At 62.9% G+C, this 18,979-nt stretch carries 16 protein-coding genes; 10 read left to right on the top strand and 6 right to left on the bottom strand.

Annotated elements, in window-relative coordinates:
• Positions 1–175 precede the first annotated feature (175 nt).
• Both Q8O29_RS17310 and polA read right to left on the bottom strand, forming a co-directional pair.
• Positions 176–1,864 carry a tetratricopeptide repeat-containing glycosyltransferase family protein gene (locus Q8O29_RS17310; protein ID WP_305565043.1) on the bottom strand — a complete coding sequence of 563 codons (1,689 nt, stop codon included), beginning with the start codon at positions 1,862–1,864 and terminating at the stop codon, positions 176–178.
• Between the two features lies 1 nt (position 1,865).
• Entirely contained in the window at positions 1,866–4,694 is a 2,829-nt protein-coding gene (polA, locus tag Q8O29_RS17305) for a DNA polymerase I (RefSeq protein WP_305565039.1), read from the bottom strand.
• A 64-nt stretch (positions 4,695–4,758) separates the two neighbouring features.
• Between polA and Q8O29_RS17300 the strand changes: the two genes are divergently transcribed.
• The 4 genes from Q8O29_RS17300 (at position 4,759) to Q8O29_RS17285 (ending at position 7,782) form a co-directional block, all read left to right on the top strand.
• Positions 4,759–5,127 carry a hypothetical protein gene (locus Q8O29_RS17300; protein WP_305565037.1) on the top strand — a complete coding sequence of 123 codons (369 nt, stop codon included), beginning with the start codon at positions 4,759–4,761 and terminating at the stop codon, positions 5,125–5,127.
• An 18-nt stretch (positions 5,128–5,145) separates the two neighbouring features.
• Positions 5,146–6,138 carry a homoserine kinase gene (locus Q8O29_RS17295; protein WP_305565035.1) on the top strand — a complete coding sequence of 331 codons (993 nt, stop codon included), beginning with the start codon at positions 5,146–5,148 and terminating at the stop codon, positions 6,136–6,138.
• A 154-nt stretch (positions 6,139–6,292) separates the two neighbouring features.
• Positions 6,293–7,063 (top strand): BPSS1780 family membrane protein, encoded by a 771-nt coding sequence (locus Q8O29_RS17290; RefSeq protein ID WP_305565033.1) that lies wholly within the window; start codon positions 6,293–6,295, stop codon positions 7,061–7,063.
• A complete protein-coding gene (locus tag Q8O29_RS17285; RefSeq protein ID WP_305565031.1) occupies positions 7,060–7,782 on the top strand; it encodes an iron dicitrate transport regulator FecR in 723 nt (240 codons plus the stop codon). The genes Q8O29_RS17290 and Q8O29_RS17285 overlap by 4 nt, the downstream gene beginning before the upstream one ends.
• Positions 7,783–7,818: 36 nt before the next feature.
• Here the strand turns inward: Q8O29_RS17285 and Q8O29_RS17280 are convergent, their stop codons facing one another.
• On the bottom strand, positions 7,819–8,658 hold the full coding sequence (locus tag Q8O29_RS17280; RefSeq protein WP_305565029.1) for an IclR family transcriptional regulator: 840 nt from the start codon (positions 8,656–8,658) through the stop codon (positions 7,819–7,821).
• A 177-nt stretch (positions 8,659–8,835) separates the two neighbouring features.
• Here Q8O29_RS17280 and Q8O29_RS17275 point away from each other — a divergent pair, with 177 nt between their 5' ends.
• Positions 8,836–9,981: an ABC transporter substrate-binding protein gene (locus Q8O29_RS17275; protein ID WP_305565027.1), complete on the top strand. Its 1,146-nt coding sequence runs from the start codon at positions 8,836–8,838 to the stop codon at positions 9,979–9,981.
• On the opposite strand, the gene Q8O29_RS17270 is transcribed toward Q8O29_RS17275, so the two are convergent.
• Both Q8O29_RS17270 and Q8O29_RS17265 read right to left on the bottom strand, forming a co-directional pair.
• Entirely contained in the window at positions 9,978–10,346 is a 369-nt protein-coding gene (locus Q8O29_RS17270; RefSeq protein WP_305565025.1) for a hypothetical protein, read from the bottom strand. The two genes, Q8O29_RS17275 and Q8O29_RS17270, sit on opposite strands and share 4 nt — an antisense overlap.
• A gap of 49 nt (positions 10,347–10,395) precedes the next feature.
• The gene (locus tag Q8O29_RS17265) at positions 10,396–12,939 is read right to left on the bottom strand and encodes a UvrD-helicase domain-containing protein (protein WP_305565023.1); all 2,544 of its coding nucleotides are present in this window, start codon (positions 12,937–12,939) and stop codon (positions 10,396–10,398) included.
• A 22-nt stretch (positions 12,940–12,961) separates the two neighbouring features.
• Here Q8O29_RS17265 and Q8O29_RS17260 point away from each other — a divergent pair, with 22 nt between their 5' ends.
• Both Q8O29_RS17260 and Q8O29_RS17255 read left to right on the top strand, forming a co-directional pair.
• Positions 12,962–13,678: a hypothetical protein gene (locus Q8O29_RS17260; protein WP_305565021.1), complete on the top strand. Its 717-nt coding sequence runs from the start codon at positions 12,962–12,964 to the stop codon at positions 13,676–13,678.
• A 187-nt stretch (positions 13,679–13,865) separates the two neighbouring features.
• Positions 13,866–14,843 (top strand): GMP reductase, encoded by a 978-nt coding sequence (locus Q8O29_RS17255; protein WP_305565019.1) that lies wholly within the window; start codon positions 13,866–13,868, stop codon positions 14,841–14,843.
• Positions 14,844–14,867: 24 nt separating this feature from the next.
• Here Q8O29_RS17255 and Q8O29_RS17250 read toward each other — a convergent pair whose 3' ends face one another.
• The gene (locus tag Q8O29_RS17250) at positions 14,868–15,734 is read right to left on the bottom strand and encodes an alpha/beta hydrolase (RefSeq protein ID WP_305565017.1); all 867 of its coding nucleotides are present in this window, start codon (positions 15,732–15,734) and stop codon (positions 14,868–14,870) included.
• Between the two features lie 124 nt (positions 15,735–15,858).
• On the opposite strand from Q8O29_RS17250, the gene Q8O29_RS17245 reads away from it, so the two are divergent.
• From Q8O29_RS17245 to Q8O29_RS17235, 3 genes are all read left to right on the top strand, one after another.
• Positions 15,859–16,551: a GntR family transcriptional regulator gene (locus Q8O29_RS17245; RefSeq protein ID WP_305565015.1), complete on the top strand. Its 693-nt coding sequence runs from the start codon at positions 15,859–15,861 to the stop codon at positions 16,549–16,551.
• A 32-nt stretch (positions 16,552–16,583) separates the two neighbouring features.
• Positions 16,584–17,456 (top strand): phytanoyl-CoA dioxygenase family protein, encoded by an 873-nt coding sequence (locus tag Q8O29_RS17240; protein WP_305565013.1) that lies wholly within the window; start codon positions 16,584–16,586, stop codon positions 17,454–17,456.
• Between the two features lie 133 nt (positions 17,457–17,589).
• Entirely contained in the window at positions 17,590–18,948 is a 1,359-nt protein-coding gene (locus Q8O29_RS17235) for an NAD(P)H-dependent oxidoreductase (RefSeq protein WP_305565012.1), read from the top strand.
• Positions 18,949–18,979 lie beyond the last annotated feature (31 nt).

Below are 18,979 nucleotides of genomic sequence, written 5' to 3'. Positions count from 1 at the left end.
AAGCGGCGTTAGGGAAGCGCTGAATAAGTCCTTGCGGAGGCGCGGCAGCCGGATCGGGTTGGGCTTGCCAAGGCGGATTTCGCATCCAATAGCTGGCTATTGGCCAGAAAATCAACGCAGCAGACCGCCCGAGCCCGGCTGATCGCGCGCCGCAGGGGACTTGTTCAACGCTTCCTTAGCGCCCCTGACTGGACAAACGCATCAAGGCCTGCCTGACCTCCTGCAACACATCGCCCCACTGCCCCGGCACCGCCTGACGGAACAAACGGGCGCTGGGATACCAGGGGCTGTCGGGCCGGTCCAGCAGCCAGCGCCAGTCTGGATTGGTCGGCAGCAGCAGCCACACTGGCCTGCCGAGCGCGCCGGCCAGATGCGCCACGCTGGTGTCCACACACACCACCCCATCCACCAGCGCACACAGCGCGGCGGTGTCGCTGAAGTCGACCAGCGCATCGCCAAAGTGAACCAGGTCCGACCGGCTTTGCAGCACCGGCAGGTCCGCCTCACGCACGTCTTTTTGCAGGCTCACCGGCTGCACGCCTTCGGGCAGCAGTGTCAGAAACTCCGCCAGCGCGATGCTGCGTTGGCGGTCGTTCTGGTGGCCGCTGCTGCCGCTCCAGACCAGACCGACGCGGGGCCGGGTGCGCGGCCCCAGCCTGCCTTGCCATTGGGCAACTTTTTTTGGGTCGGCGCGCAGGTAGGACGCAGCGGCGGGAATCGTGTCCAGCCGGGTATTGAAGGCCAGCGGCAGGCTCAGCAGCGGGCATTGCAGGTCATAGGCCGGCACCGCGTCACCGACCGCAATCACCTGATGCACGCCTGCCAGCCCCTGCATCAGGCTACACAGTGGCTTCTGCACTTCAAGAAAAACCTCGCCGCCCAACCGCGCCACCTCGGCGGCATAACGGCAAAACTGCAGCGTGTCGCCAAAGCCCTGCTCACCCTGCAGCAGGATGGTTTTCCCCTGCACAGGCTCATCGCCCCGCCAGCGCGGCCGCGAGAAGTGCGCGCTTTTTCGGTGGCGGTATTCCGCGCGTTCCCAGCGGGATTCGTAAGCGGCCCAGCCTTCTTCAAACTGACCGCTTTGAAGTAGGCACAGCGACAGGCTCCAGTGCGCGTGGGCATCCACGGGGTCCAGCAGCGTGGCCTGCCGGTAGCTTTGCAGCGCAGCCTGCGGCTGGCGCAACTCCTGCAAAATATTGCCGCGGTTGGTGTGGAAAGTAGCGAAGCCCGGCTGCAAGGCGATGGCCTGGTCATAACTTTCCAGCGCCTCCTGGTGACGGCCCAGGTTGTTCAGGGTATTGGCGCGGTTGTTGAACGCCTGCGGATAGGCGGGTTCCAGCGCCAGCGCCTGGTCAAAAGCGGCCAGGGCCTGCAGATAGTGGCCCAGCAGGCGCAGCGCGATGCCACGGTTGTTGTGGAAGGCCGAACGACCCGGCTCAAGCGCTATCGCCCGGTCAAAACTTTCCAGCGCTTCGGGATACCGACTGAGCGCCTTGAGCACATTGCCGCGGTGGTGGTGGCTGTCGGCCTCGCCGGGCTGGCCCTGCTGCCGCGCCAGCGCGCTGTCGTAGTCGTCCAGTGCCGCCTGCAAGTCGCCAAGGTCTTGCAGCACGGCGCCCCGGTTGACATAAGCCACGGCATGCCGGGGATGGGCGTTGATGGCCTGGCTCATCCATTGGCGGGCGCGCGGCAGGTCGCGGGTCTGGGCCGCCACAATGCCCGACAGATGCAGCGCATCGAAGTGTTGGGGTTGGAGCTGCAGCACCTGCGCATACAGCGCCAGGGCCTCTGGCAACTGCTGCTTCTGGTGCAGCGCCCAGCCGCTCTCAAAAAGTTGCCGGACCTGCGCCGCCTGGTCCATCTCAGTGCGCCTGTTCCCAGTTCGGGCCGATGCCAATCTCGGCCAGCAGCGGCACCTTGAGTTCGGCGACACCAGCCATCAGGCGCGGGATTTCGCTGCGCACCCATTCGACTTCGGCCTCGGGCACTTCAAAGACCAGTTCATCGTGCACCTGCATGATCATTTTTGTAGCGCGTTTTTCCGCATCCAGCACCTGCTGCACCTTGACCATGCTGAGCTTGATCAGGTCGGCGGCTGTGCCCTGCATGGGCGCGTTGATGGCCTGCCTTTCGGCAGCTTTTTTGCGTGGGCCGTTGCCACCGTTGATCTCGGCCAGGTACAGGCGCCGGCCGAACACGGTTTCGACAAAATGGTTGTCCTGCGCAAACACCACGGTCTGCTCCATGTAGTTCTTGACGCCCGGGTAACGCTGAAAATACTTGTCGATATAGGCCGCAGCCGCCTTGGTCTCAATCCCCAGGTTGCGTGCCAGGCCGAAGCTGCTCATGCCGTAGATCAGGCCAAAGTTGATGACCTTGGCGTAGCGCCGCTGTTCGCTGCTGACCTGGGCCAGGTCCACGCTGAAGACCTCGGCGGCCGTGGCCTTGTGCACGTCCAGGCCGTCGGTGAAGGCGCGCAGCAGGGCTTCGTCGCCGCTGAGGTGGGCCATGATGCGCAGCTCGATCTGGGAGTAATCGGCGCTGGCGATCACGCTGCCGGCAGGCGCTACAAAAGCCTCGCGCACACGCCGGCCTTCAGGCGTGCGCACCGGGATGTTCTGCAGATTCGGGTCGTTGCTCGACAAACGTCCTGTCACCGCCACGGCCTGCGCGTAATGCGTGTGCACCCTGCCGGTGCGCGGCAGCGCGAGCTGCGCCAGCTTGTCGGTGTAGGTGCCCTTGAGCTTGCTCAGGGACCGGTGCTCCAGCAGCTTGGCCGGTAGCGGGTAGTCCTCGGCGAGTTTTTCCAGCACTTCTTCGTCGGTGCTGCGCGCGCCGCTCGGGGTCTTCTTGATCACCGGCATGCCCAGCTTGTCAAAGAAAATTTCACCCAATTGCTTGGGGCTGCCCAGGTTGAAGGGCTGACCGGCAATCTCATAGGCCTCGGCTTCGAGCTGAAGGATGCGCTGGCCGAGTTCGTGGCTTTGGGTGGCCAGCATGGGTGCGTCGATCAGCACGCCATTGCGCTCGATGCGGTACAGCACCTCGCTGCTTTGCATCTCGAGCTCATAGATGAAACGCAGCTTCTCGTTGGCCTGCACCTGAGGCCAGAGCACGCGGTGCACGTCCAGCGTCTGGTCCGAGTCTTCACACGAATATTCAGCGGCCTTGGCAATATCAACCTGGTTGAACTTGATCTGGTGCGCGCCCTTGCCGCACAGATCTTCGTAGTTGATGCCGCTGCGGCCGACATGGCGCTCGGCCAGGCTGGCCAGGCCGTGCGGCTTGTGCACTTCGAGCACATAACTTTGCAGCATGGTGTCGTGCGCATAACCCTGGACCTCGATGCCGTGGTTGGCAAACACATGGCGGTCGTACTTGACGTGTTGGCCGAGCTTGGCTTTGGCCGGGTTTTCCAGCCAGGGTTTGAGCCGCGCCAGCACCTCGTCACGCGGCAGTTGCGCGGGTGCGTCGGGATAGTCGTGCGTCAGCGGAATGTAGGCGGCCTCGCCGGGCTTGACGCTGAAGCTCAGGCCGACGATCTGCGCCAGCATCTCGTCAAGCGAGGTGGTTTCGGTGTCCAGCGCGACCAGGTCGGCAGCCTCGATTTTTGCGAGCCAGGTGTCAAACAACTCCCAGCTCAGCACGGTGTCGTAGTGCAGGTTGGTCGTGCGTTCGGCCAGCGGCGGAGCGTCTGTGACTGCCGGCTCATCGAACAGGCCGGGCGAGGAGGTATCGGCGGCTTTGGCCTTGGGCTGGGCATGCCGGCCCTCGGGTGCGCTGATCAGCTCGGGCGACGTGTTTTCAATGTCAATCTGCCGGACCAGGCCCTTGAACCCATACTTTTGATAGAAATCCTTGAGATCCCCTGTCTGTTGTGGCCCCATAGCTATGGATTCCATAGCAGGCAGGCCGTCGATGTAGTCCACGAGCTCGCAGTCCTTCTTGATGGTCAGCAGCTCGCGGCCTCTCGGCAGCCAGCCAAGGGTCTGACGCAGGTTCTCGCCGACCACCCCTTTGATTTCGTCGGCGCGCGCCACCAACGCGTCGAGCGAGCCGTATTCGAGCAGCCACTTGACCGCCGTCTTCGGTCCGACCTTGGGCACACCCGGCACGTTGTCCACGGCGTCGCCGACCAAGGTCTGGTAGTCCACCATCAGGCGCGGCGGCACGCCGAACTCGGCTTCAACACCGGCCAGGTCACGGCGTCTGTCATTCATGGTGTCGATCACCGTGATGTGTTCATCGACGAGCTGGCTCAAATCCTTGTCGCCGCTGGAGATGATGACCTCAATACCCTGCTTCGACGCCATGCAGGCCAGCGTGCCGATCACATCGTCGGCCTCGACACCCGGCACGTCCAGCACCTTCCAGCCGAGCAGGCGCACCACCTCATGGATGGGCGCGACCTGGCTGCGCAAATCGTCGGGCATGGGCGAGCGCTGGGCCTTGTAGTCGGGATAAAGCGCGTCGCGGAAGGTCGGCCCCTTGGCGTCGAAAACACAGACAGCATAGTCAGCCCGCTCATCCTTGCGCAACTTCTGCATCATGTTGACCATGCCGCGTATCGCGCCAGTCGCCGGGCTGGCCGGGTCGCCGGGGTCGGCGCGCAGGTCGGGCATGGCATGAAAAGCGCGGTACAGATAGCTGGAGCCGTCCACCAGCAGCAAGGTTTTTTTGTCGGTGCTCATGGGCCTGATTGTCACCGTTTTGCGCGCTCTATCCATGACCGCGCCGCCACCCTACAATGCACCCATGCACCACTCAATTTGCCCCCTTCTGCTCGCCGGCGCCGCTGCGGTGTTGGCCGGCGCCCCGGCCCTGGCCCAGACGGCGGCAAGCGCCCCGGCAGCGGCCCCCACCACCGCCCTGCAGCCCGGCACCAACCCGACCAGCCGCCGGCCAGACGCGGCAATCCAGCGTATCCGCACGGAAGATGCCGGTTCGCGCATCGACGAAGTGCGCGTTGGCGGCGAGACGCAAAGCATCACGGTGCAGCCCAAGGCCGATGTCCCCGCCTATGAAGTCTTGCCTACCGACGCCACCAAGGGCGGCGGCACGGCCCCGTCCAAGTCGGGCGTCGGTGCCACCGGCAGCCGTGTCTGGAACGTGCTGAAGTTTTAGCGCCTGTTAGCTTCAGGCATGGCCGTTTACACCGAAGTCTCGTTTGACGAGGCCGCCGCTCTTTTGCAGTCTCTCGGGCTGGGACAGCTTCAAAACCTCAGCGCCTGCGCTGGCGGCATCGAAAATACCAACTATTTTGTGGACACCGACCAGGGCCGGTATGTGCTGACGCTGTTCGAGCGCCTGACGTTTGAGCAATTGCCGTTTTACCTGCATTTGATGAAACACCTGGCGCAGCACGGCATCCCGGTGCCCGAGCCACATGCCATTGCGGTAGCCGATGGCGCTGGCGGCAAGCCCGGTGACATCTTGCTGCGCCTGAAGGGAAAACCCGCCGCTGTGGTGAACCGCCTGTGCGGCCGCAGCGAGCTGACGCCCACGCCCGCGCATTGCGCCGCAGTCGGTGAAACACTGGCCCGCATGCACCTGGCCGGGCGCGACTTCCCGCGCAGCCAGCCCAACCTGCGTGGACTGGCCTGGTGGAACGAGACCGTGCCGGTGGTGCTGTCGCATCTGAACGAAGCGCAGAGCCGGTTGATCCAGTCCGAGCTGGCCTATCAAAACCATGTGGCGGCCTCGTCGAGCTGGCAGGCCTTGCCGCGCGGGCCCATCCATGCCGACCTGTTCAGGGACAACGTGATGTTTGACAGCCAGGGCGGCGCGCCGGAGCTGACCGGGGTTTTTGATTTTTATTTCGCTGGCTGCGACAGCTTTTTGTTTGACATCGGCGTCAGCCTGAACGACTGGTGCGTCGAGCTGGCGAGTGGCGCGCACGATGCGGCGCGGGCCGATGCCTTTCTGGCTGCCTACCAGGGAGTGCGCCGCCTGACCCCGCAAGAGCGCACGCTGCTGCCGGCGATGCAGCGGGCCGGTGCGCTGCGTTTCTGGATCTCACGGCTGTGGGACTTTCACTTGCCGCGCGAAGCCGCTGTGCTGCAAGCGCATGATCCCGGCCATTTTGAACGCGTGCTGCGCGAACGTGTGGCCCATCCCCACGGCCTGTCCCGCTGAAAGCAGACGGCCCTGCGCGCTTGCGAAAAGTTGCGGGCGCGCCTTCTTTTCAAGCAAACTCAACCACTAGCGTTAAATTGTTCACCCTATTGCCCTTTTTCACGGCACACGTGAAACCCTTTCGCCCTGAAGCTCTCAACCAGCCATCCTCGCAATGAAACTCAACATCGTTCCTGCACGCACCGGCATCACATGGGTCAAGCTCGGCATCCGCACTTTCTTCAAGCAGCCCCTGGCGCTGGTCGGTCTGTTTTTTATGTACATGGCGGCGGCCACGCTGGCATCGCTGATTCCGTATGTGGGCGTGGTGCTGGCGCTGGCCATCGTGCCGGCGGCCACGCTGGGCCTGATGGCCGCCACGCGGGAGGCGACCAAGGGGCGTTTCCCCATGCCCGCCATCCTGATCAGCGCTTTTCGGGCCGGCCAGCAACGCGCGCGCGCCATGATGGTGCTGGGCTTTCTGTATGCGGCAGCCTGCCTGCTGATCGTCTCCATCGTGCCGCTGTTTGTCGACGCGCCGGTCAGCCGCGAAAGTGCGCTGACTCCCGGCATGCAGGGCGTGATGCTGCTCGTGATGGTGCTGTACCTGCCGGTGTCGGTGCTGTTCTGGCATGCGCCTGCATTGGTGCACTGGCATGGCGTGACACCGGTCAAGAGCCTGTTCTTCAGCGCTGTTGTGTGTTTCAGGAACGCCGGCGCTTACGCCGTATTCGGCATCGCCTGGATGGTGGTGCTGATGTTGATTGGCGTCGTCGTCACCTTGCTGGCTGGCCTGCTGGCCAGCCCCGAAGCCGCCGCCGCGCTGATCATGCCGGTGGCCTTGCTGATGGCGGCCATGTTTTCAACCTCGATTTATTTCACTTTCGAGGGCAGTTTTGAAGCCTCCCCCACCGACGACCCGCCCCCCCCTGGAGAAACACCATGACCCAGCACCTACTCCAAGGCCGGCAAGAAAAAGAAATCCTGTGGTACCAACGGCGCGATGTGCTCAAGGCCGCCGCCGCCTGGGTAGCCTTGGGCGGACTACCGGCCGCCATGGCGCAGCAGAGAAGCAACATCGTGCAACTGACGGGAGACGCGATGATCAACGGCGCCCCTCTGAGCCCGCAGCAATCCATTCAGACCGGTGACGCTATTCAGACGGGTCCGGGCTCCAACCTGATCTTTGTGATCGGCAATGCCTCGTTCCAGGTGCGGCAAAACTCCCGCCTCTCGGTCGAGCGCGGCGCCACGCTCAACGCGGTCAGCCTGCTGCGGCTGTTGACTGGCGCAGTGGCCAGCGTCTGGGGCAAGGGCGTCGACCGCAGCATCGTGCTGCCCACGCTGACCGCCGGCATACGCGGCACCGGGGTCTATGCCGAAATCTTTGCCGACCGGGGAGACCGCAACTACTTCTGCAATTGTTACGGCACCGTGGCCATGAGCGCCGGCACTGAAAAACGGGTCTCTCGGGCCGACTACCACCAGGCATTTTGGGCGGACCCCTACCCCAACCCAGAAGGCAAATTTCTGACCCCCGCCAGTGCGCTGAACCACAGCGATGAAGAGCTGGAATTCCTGGCTGGCCTGGTCGAGCAGCGAACGTCGTGGCAACTGGCTGGCCGAAAAGGCAGCCGGGACGGCAGCGGCTCCATGACCTACTGAGCCGCGCCAGAGCCCTTCAGTGCGCTCCAGTCCACCTCAGTACGCCTCACCCGAAGCGTTTTGCAGCTTCCTGACCAAGCCGACCAGTTGCGGGCGCACCTCGGTCATCAAAAATTGCGGCGACAGCTTGAAGCCCGGTCCGCCGCAACTGACCACCATCACCGCCCGCCCGCCCTCAGGGCGAAAAGCTGCGGCAATCGCATTCACATCCTTTTGCCAGTCACCGAAAGACGCGCAGCAGCCGTGTTCGCGGTAATGGGCCAGGGCCAGTTCAATGCCGGCCCGCGTGGCCGGCCAGGCTTGTTCATCGTGCGCGCGAATGCGCTCCATCAGGTCGCTGCGTTCGCTGTCGCTGCAGCCGGCCAGGTAGGCACGTCCCATGGCGGTCTGCGCCAGCGGAATGCGTGAGCCGACATCCAGGCTCAGGGTCAGCGCCGACTCGCTGCGGCAGTTTTCAACATAAATCATACTGAGCCGGTCGCGCACGCCCAGCGACACCATGGCTTGCGAGCTGTCGGCCAGGTCCTGCATCAGCGGCCGGGCCATCTGGCGCATGTCCATGCGCGCCAGCATGGCGCCGCCCAAAGCCAGCACCGCGCTGCCCAAGCGGTAACCGGTCGCACCTTTGCCATCGGTCGCCGGGACCAGGTAGCCCTGGCGCGTCAGCGTGTAGGTCAGCCTGGAAATCGTCGACTTGGGCAAGCCGCAGCGGCGGGCGAGTTCCTGGTTGCCGAGCATGCGGTCGCGCGAGCGAAACGCACTGAGCACATCAAGACCCCGCGCGAGGGCGGTCACGAAGTGCCGGTCTGGCTTGGCTTGGACCGGCCGGACCGGTACCTTGGATAGAGCAGGCAAAAGTGGTGGTGGTATGGACATATTGTTCTGCATTGCGGAATCAAAATTCTACAACAGCCAGAAAGAACTGTCACCTGCGCGCCTCAACTCCGGGAATTCCTTATAACTGTCTCTGAAATACTCTTACAGAATGCGCAGGCCACTTACGCGGCTTCTTATTCTGCAGTGCAGAATTTATAAACACAATGAGGAGATGACATGCGATTGAAGAACAAGCACTGGCTGGCGGTGATCGCCATCGCCATGACGGCCAACCTGGCGCAAGCCGCACCTGGGCGCGAGGACATCGTGATTGGCCAGGTGGCACCGTTGACCAGCGTCATCGCCGGCACCGGCGACGAATACGTGGCCGGGGGCGCGGCCTACTTTGCGCATGTCAACGCCAATGGCGGCATCTACGGCCGCAAGATTCGTGTTGTGCTCAAGGACGACAGCTACAAGCCCGACCAGACCCTGGCGCAGACACGGCAACTCCTCGCCGAGGACAAACCGCTGGCGCTGTTCGGTTTTGTTGGCACCGGCAACGTGCTGGCCCTGAACAAAAACAAGGTGCTGTCGGATGCAGGCATCGCACTGCTCGCTCCGTACACTGGAGCCCAGGATTTGCGCGAGCCGACGAACCCAAACATCTTCCACATCCGCGCCAGCTACACCGACGAAACCGCGCGCATGGTGGAGCACCTGCACACCATCGGACTGCGCCGCTTTGCGGTGATGTACCAGGACGACCCCTTCGGCAAGAGCGGGCTGGCCGGCGCCGAGTCGGCCATGCAGAAACTCGGTCTGCAGCCGGTCGCCAGAGGCGGCTACGACCGGACCAAACCCGAGGACATTGACGCCGCAGTGGCGGCGATCGCCCCAGCCAACCCGGACGCCATTATCATGGTGGCGGTCAACCGCGCCTCGGCCGCCTTCATCAAAAAAATGCGGGCCCAGGGCAGCAAGGCGCGCCTGTTCAGCATCTCGGTGGTCAACTTCAAGGAGTTGCTGAAAAACGCCGGCGAGGACAACGCCCGCGGTATCGGTATTTCACAGGTGATGCCCTACCCTTACTCAACACTGGTGCCGGTCGCGCGTGAATTCCAGATGCTGATGAAGAAGTATCAGCCTGAAAAAGTGGTGTCTTACGCTAGCATGGAATCCTTCATCGCCGCCAAAATTCTGGTCGAAGCCATTCAGCGCTCGGGCGCTGACCCGACCCGCCAGAAAATCATGACGCAACTCGACAAGATGAACAGCTACGACGCGGGCGGCTTCAAGGTGAGCTTTTCACCCGACAACCATGTGGGTTCGAAGTTTGTCGAAGTGACGGTGATAAGCCGCGACGGCAAGCTGCTGCGCTAGGAGTCTGCGTGCCGGACTTCGAGGATTTCGTAGTCAATGGCTTCGCGGTAGACCTTGGGGTCGCTCAGGGCCAGGTGCAGCAGTATCTTGGTGGCATGGGCCTTGACGACGCGGTGCAGCAAGGCGCCAACAAGCACCAGCGGCAGCCCCCACCAGAAATAGCCAGACAAGGCCAGCGCCGCGCCTATGCCCAGCAGCGGCAGCGAGATGCCGACAACAAACAAACGGTGCTTGACGTATTTTTGTGCACGCTCTGGATTAACGATCAAGCGAAAGCGACCCATGGGCAGGCCGGTCTTGAACGCCTGGTGGCTCACCTCCACGGTGGCGTCGTCTGCAGCCTGACTTGTCTCTGTCTCGTTCATTGTTGTCTCGGGGCGGTTGATCGGGTCTGCGCCATCTTAACCAAGGCGGTTAAACCACCGTCAGCTTGGCCACACTCAGCGCCAGCCATTTGACGCCGTGCCGGGTGAAGTTGATCTGGGCCCGCGCGTCGTCGCCACTGCCTTCGAGCATCATGACCCGGCCTTCGCCGAACTTGGCGTGAAACACTTCCATGCCGGTCTTCAAGCCATGCGCCGGCGCATTGCGCTGCGGTGGCACGGGTGGGTTGGCAAATGTTTCACCACCCGATTTTCTTGAGGAAAAAGCGGCTGCAGCCCAGTCCCCACGTGCACCACCAGCTCCTGAATTGCTAGCACCCCAGGCGCCGCTGCCACCGCCATAGGCCGACGCAAAACCCTGGTTTTTCGGCGTGATCCATTTGAGCGCCGCCTCCGGCAGTTCGTCGAAAAAGCGGCTTTTCAGGTTGTAGCGGGTCTGGCCGTGCAACATGCGCGTCTGCGAGTGGGTCAGGTACAGGCGCTGGCGCGCGCGCGTGATTGCCACGTACATCAGCCGGCGCTCCTCCTCGATGCCGCCAGCGTCGCTCAGGGAGTTTTCATGCGGGAAGATGCCGTCTTCCAGGCCGGAGATGAACACGCAGTCGAACTCCAGGCCCTTGGACGAATGCACCGTCATCAGTTGCACCGCGTCTTGCCCGGCCTGCGCCTGGTTGTCACCGGATTCGAGTGCAGCGTGCGTCAGGAAGGCGGCCAGGGGCGACAGGGTTTCGCCGGTTTCCTGGTCGGGCGCGAGACCCTCACCCCTGCCCTCTCCCAAAGGGAGAGGGAGCTCGCCCGGAGAAAACTCGCCCTTAGGAATCTCACCTTGAAGGGTGCCTCCGCGATCAGACTCACTCCCTCTCCCCCTGGGAGAGGGTTGGGGTGAGGGTGCGTCCGCATCCAGCCCCTGACTGGCCGGGGACTGCCGCAGCGGCGTGCCTAACTCATCAACCGGCAAGGCCACTGCATCGCGGCCAAAGCCTTCCATGCTCACAAATGACTCGGCGGCGTTGACCAGTTCGCCCAGATTTTCGAGGCGGTCCTGGCCTTCTTTTTCGAGCTTGTAATGTTCTTCGAGCCCGCTGTCCTGCAGCACCAGCTCGATGATCTCGCGCAGGCTCAAGGTCGGCGTCTGCTCGCGCAGCACATCGAGTTTGGCGACAAAAGTGCCGAGGTTGGCGCCGGCCTTGCCGGGCACGGCGCTGACCGCATCATGCAGCGAGCAGCCGGCGGCGCGCGCCACATCCTGCAACTGTTCGATGCTGCGCAAGCCGATGCCGCGCGGCGGGAAGTTGACGATGCGCATGAAGCTGGTGTCGTCATGCGGGTTGTCCATCAGGCGCAAATAGGCCAGCGCATGTTTGATCTCGGCACGCTCGAAAAAGCGCAGGCCGCCGTAGACGCGGTAAGGGATGGCGTTGTTGAAGAGCGCGGTTTCCATGACCCGGCTTTGCGCATTGCTGCGGTACAGCAGCGCAATCTCCTTGCGCTCGGTACCGGCCCGCACCAGCTCGCGCACCTCATCGACAAACCATTGGGCCTCGGCAAAATCGGAAGTGGCTTCGAACACCCGCACCGGCTCGCCCGGACCGGCTTCGGTACGCAGGTTTTTGCCCAGCCGTTTGCTGTTGTGGCTGATCAACTCGTTGGCCGCATCCAGAATGTTGCCGAAGCTGCGGTAGTTGCGCTCCAGCTTGATCTGGTGCTGCACACCGAACTCACGCACGAAGTCGGCCATGTTGCCCACCCGCGCGCCGCGAAAGGCGTAGATGCTCTGGTCATCGTCGCCAACCGCCACCACCGAGCCACCCGGCATCGCGTGCGCGCCAGCGGCAGCGTCGTCGCCCTGCCCGGCCAGCATCTTGATCCAGGCGTACTGCAGCTTGTTGGTGTCCTGGAATTCGTCGATCAAAATGTGGCGAAAGCGCCGCTGGTAGTGCTCGCGAACCGGGGCGTTGTCCCGCAGCAGCTCGTAGCTGCGCAGCATCAGCTCGCCGAAATCAACCACGCCCTCGCGCTGGCATTGCTCTTCGTAGAGCGCATAGATCTCGGCTTTTTTACGCGTCTCTTCATCGCGCACCACCACGTCCTTGGCGCGCTGGCCGTCTTCCTTGCAGCCGGCGATGAACCACATCAGCTGCTTGGGCGGAAAACGCTCATCGTCGATGTTGAACTGCTTGCACAGGCGCTTGATCGCCGAGAGCTGGTCCTGCATATCGAGAATCTGGAAAGTCGACGGCAGGTTGGCGAGCTTGTAGTGCGCGCGCAAAAAGCGGTTGCACAGGCCGTGGAAGGTGCCTATCCACATGCCGCGCACATTGACCGGCAGCATGCTGGAGAGGCGCACCATCATCTCCTTGGCCGCCTTGTTGGTGAAGGTCACCGCCAGAATGCCGCCCGGCGACACCTGGCCGGTTTGCAGCAGCCAGGCAATGCGGGTGGTCAGCACGCGGGTTTTGCCAGAGCCCGCGCCGGCCAGAATCAGCGCGTGGGTGTTTGGTAAGGTGACCGCTGCCAGTTGCTCCGGATTAAGATTTTGTAAGAGAGGGGAGCTTGATGCGACTTCTGAGAACATCCCTCATTGTAGAAAGCCTCTGATGCCTCCCTTGTTTTCCCGGCGAGTATCCGTTCTCGCGACGCTTGTGCTGGCAGCTTGCCTGGCGCCGCCTGCCCATGCCCAGTCCTCGTGCTCCAGCGACGGGCAGGCGCGTCCGGTGGCCCTGGTGGAGCGTTTCATCAACGCCGATTGCCGCAACTGCTGGAGCGATACGACCACCGCCCGCGCCCGCCGCAGCGAACTGGCGCTGGACTGGGTGCTGCCTGGCAGCCAGGGCGAGGACGCGCCGCTCTCGGTGGTGGCCAGTCGCGACGGACTCAAACGTCTGCAGGCATTGGGCCTGGCGCCACCGCCCGGCAGCAGCAGTCAGACCACCGCCGTTGCCGCTCAGGGCCGTCTGCGGGTGGCGCACGGCCTGCCCGTCTCAGGCTACATCGGCGCGTCAGTGCAACTGCAGCGCCTCCCGCCGGCGCACACGCCCGCGCCCTGGACCGCCTGGTTGGCGCTGGTGGAAACTATTCCCGCTGGTACCGAAGGCTCGCCGGTGCCCCGAAATCTTGTCCGAAACCTGCTCCAGCTCATATGGGGCGGGCGCGAGCAGCTATCAAAAAATGAGCATCCCGGCTGGCTGGAGTCACGCGTCATGAACATCCCGGCCGGCACCGACCCCGCACGCCTGAGTGTGGTCGGCTGGGTGCAGGATGCCGGCGGCCGCGTGTTCGCCGCAGCGCAGTCGCGCTGCATCCCGCCGCGCTGAGCGCCATGGGCCTGCACATATAGCGGCTATACAAGCACGCAGGTGCCGGTGACCCGCACAAGCGCCTAGAATCAGTCACCGGGCCCAAGCAATTGCGCCCGGTTTTTTGTTTCCGCGCTCTGTTGGAACAAAAGCCGGTCCAATCCAAGCGCCTTCTGTTTCAACAGTCTTCAGGAGCTTGGGAACCATGGAAATCTTCGACTACGACAATGTCTTGCTGCTGCCGCGCAAATGCCGCGTGGACAGCCGCTCCGAATGCGACGCCGGCGTCACGCTGGGCGGGCGCAGCTTCCGCATCCCGGTGGTGCCGGCCAACATGAAAACCGTGATCAACGAGGACATCTGCGTCTGGATGGCCAACAACGGTTATTTCTACGTGATGCACCGCTTCGACCTCGACAACCTCGCGTTCGTCAAGCGGATGGCGGTAGCCGGTGTTTATGCCTCGATTTCGCTGGGCGTCAAAAAAGCCGACTACAACACAGTCGACCGGCTGGTGGCCGAAGGCCTGGCGCCCGACTACATCACCATCGACATCGCGCACGGTCACGCCGACACGCTGCAGCGCATGATCGGCTATCTCAAGGACAAGCTGCCCTCATCGTTTGTGATCGCCGGCAATGTCGGCACACCGGAAGCCATCATCGACCTGGAGAACTGGGGCGCCGATGCGACCAAGGTCGGCATCGGCCCCGGCAAGGTCTGCATCACCCGGCTGAAAACCGGCTTCGGCACCGGTGGCTGGCAGTTGTCGGCGCTCAAGTGGTGCGCGCGTGTGGCGACCAAACCCATCATCGCTGACGGCGGCATTCGCGAGCATGGTGACATCGCCAAGTCGATCCGCTTCGGCGCCACCATGGTGATGATCGGCTCCATGCTGGCCGGCCTGGAAGAAAGCCCCGGCCAGACCGTGGAGGTCGATGGCCGGCTCTTCAAGGAGTACTACGGCAGCGCCTCGGACTTCAACAAAGGCGAGTACAAACACGTCGAAGGCAAACGCATCCTGGAGCCGGTCAAGGGCAGCCTCAAAGACACGCTGCGCGAGATGGAGGAAGACGTGCAGAGCGCCATCAGTTATTCAGGCGGCACCAAACTGATGGACATCCGCAAGGTCAATTACGTGATCCTGGGTGGCGACAACGCCGGTGAACACCTGCTGATGTAATGTAACGACCCGGTGCGACGGCGCTCAGCCGGTTGCGGCGATCAACTGCAGCGCGAGCTGGTGCAGGCGGTGGCCAGGTTGCACCAGCGCCTCGACGATGCTGAAATGGTTCAGGCCCAGCAGGGCCTCACGTACCGGCACGGTTTTGGAGCCCCAGGCCTGCTCGATCAGCGCGTTGTGGCGCAAAAACTCTTCGCTTTCGTCGGCGCCGGCCACGGTGTAGAGCACGCCCTGGCTGGGCGCAGGGAACCAGGCCGGGCTGGCCTGCGCCACCTGCTTGGGCGTCAGGCGCAGCGAGTCTTTCAGAAACGGTGTGTGCATCACCGATTCAAGCTCATACAAGCCCGACACCGACAGCGCGTTTTTCACCAGGTCGGCCGGCAGGTCGCTCGCGTGTTGCTTCCACAAGCAGGCCAGCAGCATGGCCACCAGATGGCCGCCGGCCGAATGCCCAACCACGGTGATGCGCTCAGGGGCGCCACCGAAACGTGCGATGTTGCGGTAGGTCCATTCCAGCGCATGGACCATCTGCAGTGCAATGTCGGGAATCGTCACCGCTGGGCACAAATCGTAATTGGGCATCACCACGCAAGCACCCGCGTCAGTGAAGGCCGGTGCCAGAAAGGAATGGTCCGATTTGTCCAGCGAGCGCCAGTAGCCACCGTGAACAAACACCAGCACCGGGGCGCCGCCGGACGCCACCTTGCGCGGCGGAAACACATCAAGGGTTTCCGCCGCGCTGGACCCGAAGGCGATGTCCAGTGTGCACGGCTGGGTCGCCCGGACCTGGGCAGAACTCTCGGCCCAGCGACTGAAGTAGTCGCCGTGGTCCGGCACCAGCGCACGGTTGTTATACATGCGGTCCAGCCAGGCGGGGTCGGGATGGCTCATGGGTGGCTCCTGAAAAATGGATGACCCCATGTTGGCACAGTCAGGCCCAACCGACATCAGGTCCGGGTAAACCCGCTAGCGCCATTCCGTACGTTCTAGGTATTCTGTATACAGAGTACAAACAATGCAACCCCAGCTTGTCAAAATCGAATCCACGCCCGACCTGGTCGACCAGGTCTACCGCAGCCTGCTCGACGCCATCAGCGAAGGCTCGCTCGCACCCGGCGCACGCATCATGCAGGAAGACATTGCCGAACAACTGGCGGTATCGCGCCAGCCAGTGCTGCAGGCGCTGCGCCTGCTCAAAAAAGACGGCTTTGTGCTCGACGCCCCCGGCCGGGGTGTGCTGGTGGCGCCGCTGGACGTGGGCTGGCTGATGCAGATTTACCAGGTGCGCAGCGCGCTCGATGCGCTGGCGGCCCGGCTTGCGGCCTTAGCCCGTTTCCGGATCGACCCGGCGCTGATCAGCCAGGGCCGCGCTGCCGCACGCAGCAACGACGTGAAAGCCATGATGGCCGCCGACGCACAGTTTCACGGCGCCATTTATGCGGCATCCGGCAACCCGCTGATTGCCCAGAGCGCGCAACTGCACTGGCACCACATCCGCCGCGCCATGGGTGCGGTGCTGCAGGTGTCAACCATGCGCGAATCGATTTGGGACGAACACGAAACCATCGCCAACGCCATTGCTGCAGGCGATGCGCTGACCGCAGAAACGCTGATCCGCGAGCACGGCGAAGACGCCAGCCGCAACCTGGCCGGCCTGCTGAGCAGTGCGCTTCAGCCTTCTTTCACCCCCACCGCCCTGCCCGCCTGAAAACACACCACGACCACCCCAGGAGACAAAAAATGAAATTGAGCCCCGAGCAACTCGCCGAATTCGACCGCGAAGGCTACCTGTTTTTCCCCGGCCTGTTCACGCCCGAAGAAACCCAAACCCTCAACGACGCCGTGCCCGAGCTCTACAGCCGGCGCGAAGACTACAACGTGCGCGAAAAAGGCAAGGACGCGGTGCGTACCAACTTTGCCGCGCACATGTACAGCGAGCCGTTTGCCAAACTCGGCCGGCACCCGCGCATGATCGAACCGGTGGAAGACCTGCTCGGTGAAAAGCTCTACATGCACCAGTTCAAGATCAACGGCAAGATGGCCTTCGAGGGCGACGTCTGGCAATGGCACCAGGACTACGGCACCTGGCTCAACGACGACCTGATGCCGACCGAACGCGCGATGAATGTGGCGATTTTTCTGGACGACGTGACCGAACACAACGGCCCGCTGATGTTCATCCCGGGCAGCCACAAAAAAGGCGTGGTGGATGCCAAACACGACCTGACCACCACCAGCTACCCGCTGTGGACGGTGGACAACGACCTGATACGCCAACTGGTGCAGCGAGCGGGTGGCAAACAGGGCGGCATCGTCAGCCCCAAAGGCCCCGCCGGGTCAATGATTCTTTTCCACTCCTGCCTGGTCCACGCTTCTGGCAGCAACCTGTCGCCGTTCAACCGCGTCAGCGTCTACCTGAGCCTGTGCGCGGTCAGCAACCACATCCGTCGCCACAAACGCCCCGAGTACATTGCGCACCGCGACTTCACGCCGATTGAATGCCTGCCCGATGATTGCCTGCTCAAGGACTACCCGGTGGACTTGCCGTGGAAAGACGGCGTGCCTACGAGCGCGCTGCAAACGTCTAGCGATGAATTCAAACTGGCAGCCTAAATTCACAAAATACATTTGAACAAGGAGATCAGGAGGTCAAGGAGGAATAGCAATATGATTTTTTTCTTCCTCCTTACCTCTTTGATCTCTTTGTGAAAATTCTTCTCTGTTGTCTTAGTTAGGCCCAAACCAAATGAACCTCTATACCAAACTCCAGCAACGCGCGGCCGACAAGCAACCCATCCGCATCGGCCTCATAGGCGCCGGAAAATTCGGCTCCATGTACCTGGCGCAAATTCCGAAAACGCCGGGCGTGCACCTGGTCGCAATTGCCGACTTGTCACCTGCGGCCGCCCGCACCAACCTTGCACGTGTGGGATGGAATCCGGCCCTGACCCAGGCAGAATCAGCGCAAGCAGCTATCAAAACAGGAGCGACCTGGATCACCGAGGACTGGAAAGCCGTCGTCACGCACCCGCAGATCGACATCATCGTCGAGTGCACCGGCAACCCGGTCGCCGCCGTCGAGCATTGCCTGCAGGCTTTTACGCATGGCAAACACGTGGTCAACGTCACGGTGGAAGCCGATGCCTTTTGCGGACCGCTGCTGGCACGCAAGGCGGCCGAGGCCGGTGTCGTCTATTCACTGGCTTTCGGCGACCAGCCGGCGCTGATCTGCGACCTGGTGGACTGGGCCCGCACCTGCGGTTTTCCGGTGGTGGCGGCGGGCCGCGGCCACAAGTGGCTGCCGCATTTTTCCGAATCCACGCCGGAAACCGTCTGGGCCAACTACGGTCTCACGCCCGAGCAGGCCGAGCGCGGCGGGCTCAACCCAAAAATGTTCAACAGCTTTCTCGACGGCTCCAAACCGTCGATCGAATCCACCGCCGTGGCCAACGCCACCGGCCTGACTGTGCCCAGCAACGGCCTGCTGTATCCGCCGGCCAGCGTGGAAGACATTCCTTACGTCACGCGACCTATTCAAGAGGGTGGTGTGCTCGAACGCAAGGGCATGGTCGAGGTGATTTCCTCGCTGGAAGCCAATGGCCGCAAGATTCCCTACGACATCCGCATGGGCGTCTGGGTCACGGTCGAGGCCGAGACCGACTACATCAAGAACTGCTTTGAAGAGTACAACGCACACACCGACCCGAGCGGGCGCTACTTCACGCTCTACAAGCGCTGGCACCTGATAGGGCTGGAGGTTGGCGTGTCGGTGGCCAGCGTGGCGCTGCGCGGCGAGCCGACCGGCGTTGCGACCTGCTGGAATGCCGATGTGGTAGCCACCGCCAAACGCGATCTGAAACCCGGCGACATGCTGGACGGCGAAGGCGGCTACACCGTCTGGGGCAAGCTGCTGCCGGCCGACACCTCCATGAAAATGGGTGGCCTGCCGCTGGGCCTGGCGCACCAGGTCAAGGTCATCCGTGCCGTCAAGAAAGGTCAAAGCCTGAGCTGGGCCGATGTCGCCATGGACACCTCCACCCCGGCCTACAAGGTGCGCCACGAGATGGAGAACATGTTCGCTCCCGCCATGAAGAAAGCTGCCTGACAGCCTTCCCACTGCTGCGTGCCGCATGATG

It is taken from the genome of Polaromonas sp. (assembly GCF_030689685.1).
Lineage (GTDB): Bacteria > Pseudomonadota > Gammaproteobacteria > Burkholderiales > Burkholderiaceae_C > Polaromonas.
Note: the sequence above shows the minus strand (reverse complement) of the source record. Positions and strands in the feature narration are given on the sequence as shown.

What these genes read in the sequence shown, in the direction of transcription:
- Q8O29_RS17310 (WP_305565043.1), bottom strand. Translation starts at nt 1,864, where the DNA reads ATGGACCAGGCGGCGCAGGTCCGGCAACTTTTTGAGAGCGGCTGGGCG.
- polA (WP_305565039.1), bottom strand. Translation starts at nt 4,694, where the DNA reads ATGAGCACCGACAAAAAAACCTTGCTGCTGGTGGACGGCTCCAGCTAT.
- Q8O29_RS17300 (WP_305565037.1), top strand. Translation starts at nt 4,759, where the DNA reads ATGCACCACTCAATTTGCCCCCTTCTGCTCGCCGGCGCCGCTGCGGTG.
- Q8O29_RS17295 (WP_305565035.1), top strand. Translation starts at nt 5,146, where the DNA reads ATGGCCGTTTACACCGAAGTCTCGTTTGACGAGGCCGCCGCTCTTTTG.
- Q8O29_RS17290 (WP_305565033.1), top strand. Translation starts at nt 6,293, where the DNA reads ATGAAACTCAACATCGTTCCTGCACGCACCGGCATCACATGGGTCAAG.
- Q8O29_RS17285 (WP_305565031.1), top strand. Translation starts at nt 7,060, where the DNA reads ATGACCCAGCACCTACTCCAAGGCCGGCAAGAAAAAGAAATCCTGTGG.
- Q8O29_RS17280 (WP_305565029.1), bottom strand. Translation starts at nt 8,658, where the DNA reads ATGTCCATACCACCACCACTTTTGCCTGCTCTATCCAAGGTACCGGTC.
- Q8O29_RS17275 (WP_305565027.1), top strand. Translation starts at nt 8,836, where the DNA reads ATGCGATTGAAGAACAAGCACTGGCTGGCGGTGATCGCCATCGCCATG.
- Q8O29_RS17270 (WP_305565025.1), bottom strand. Translation starts at nt 10,346, where the DNA reads ATGAACGAGACAGAGACAAGTCAGGCTGCAGACGACGCCACCGTGGAG.
- Q8O29_RS17265 (WP_305565023.1), bottom strand. Translation starts at nt 12,939, where the DNA reads ATGTTCTCAGAAGTCGCATCAAGCTCCCCTCTCTTACAAAATCTTAAT.
- Q8O29_RS17260 (WP_305565021.1), top strand. Translation starts at nt 12,962, where the DNA reads ATGCCTCCCTTGTTTTCCCGGCGAGTATCCGTTCTCGCGACGCTTGTG.
- Q8O29_RS17255 (WP_305565019.1), top strand. Translation starts at nt 13,866, where the DNA reads ATGGAAATCTTCGACTACGACAATGTCTTGCTGCTGCCGCGCAAATGC.
- Q8O29_RS17250 (WP_305565017.1), bottom strand. Translation starts at nt 15,734, where the DNA reads ATGAGCCATCCCGACCCCGCCTGGCTGGACCGCATGTATAACAACCGT.
- Q8O29_RS17245 (WP_305565015.1), top strand. Translation starts at nt 15,859, where the DNA reads ATGCAACCCCAGCTTGTCAAAATCGAATCCACGCCCGACCTGGTCGAC.
- Q8O29_RS17240 (WP_305565013.1), top strand. Translation starts at nt 16,584, where the DNA reads ATGAAATTGAGCCCCGAGCAACTCGCCGAATTCGACCGCGAAGGCTAC.
- Q8O29_RS17235 (WP_305565012.1), top strand. Translation starts at nt 17,590, where the DNA reads ATGAACCTCTATACCAAACTCCAGCAACGCGCGGCCGACAAGCAACCC.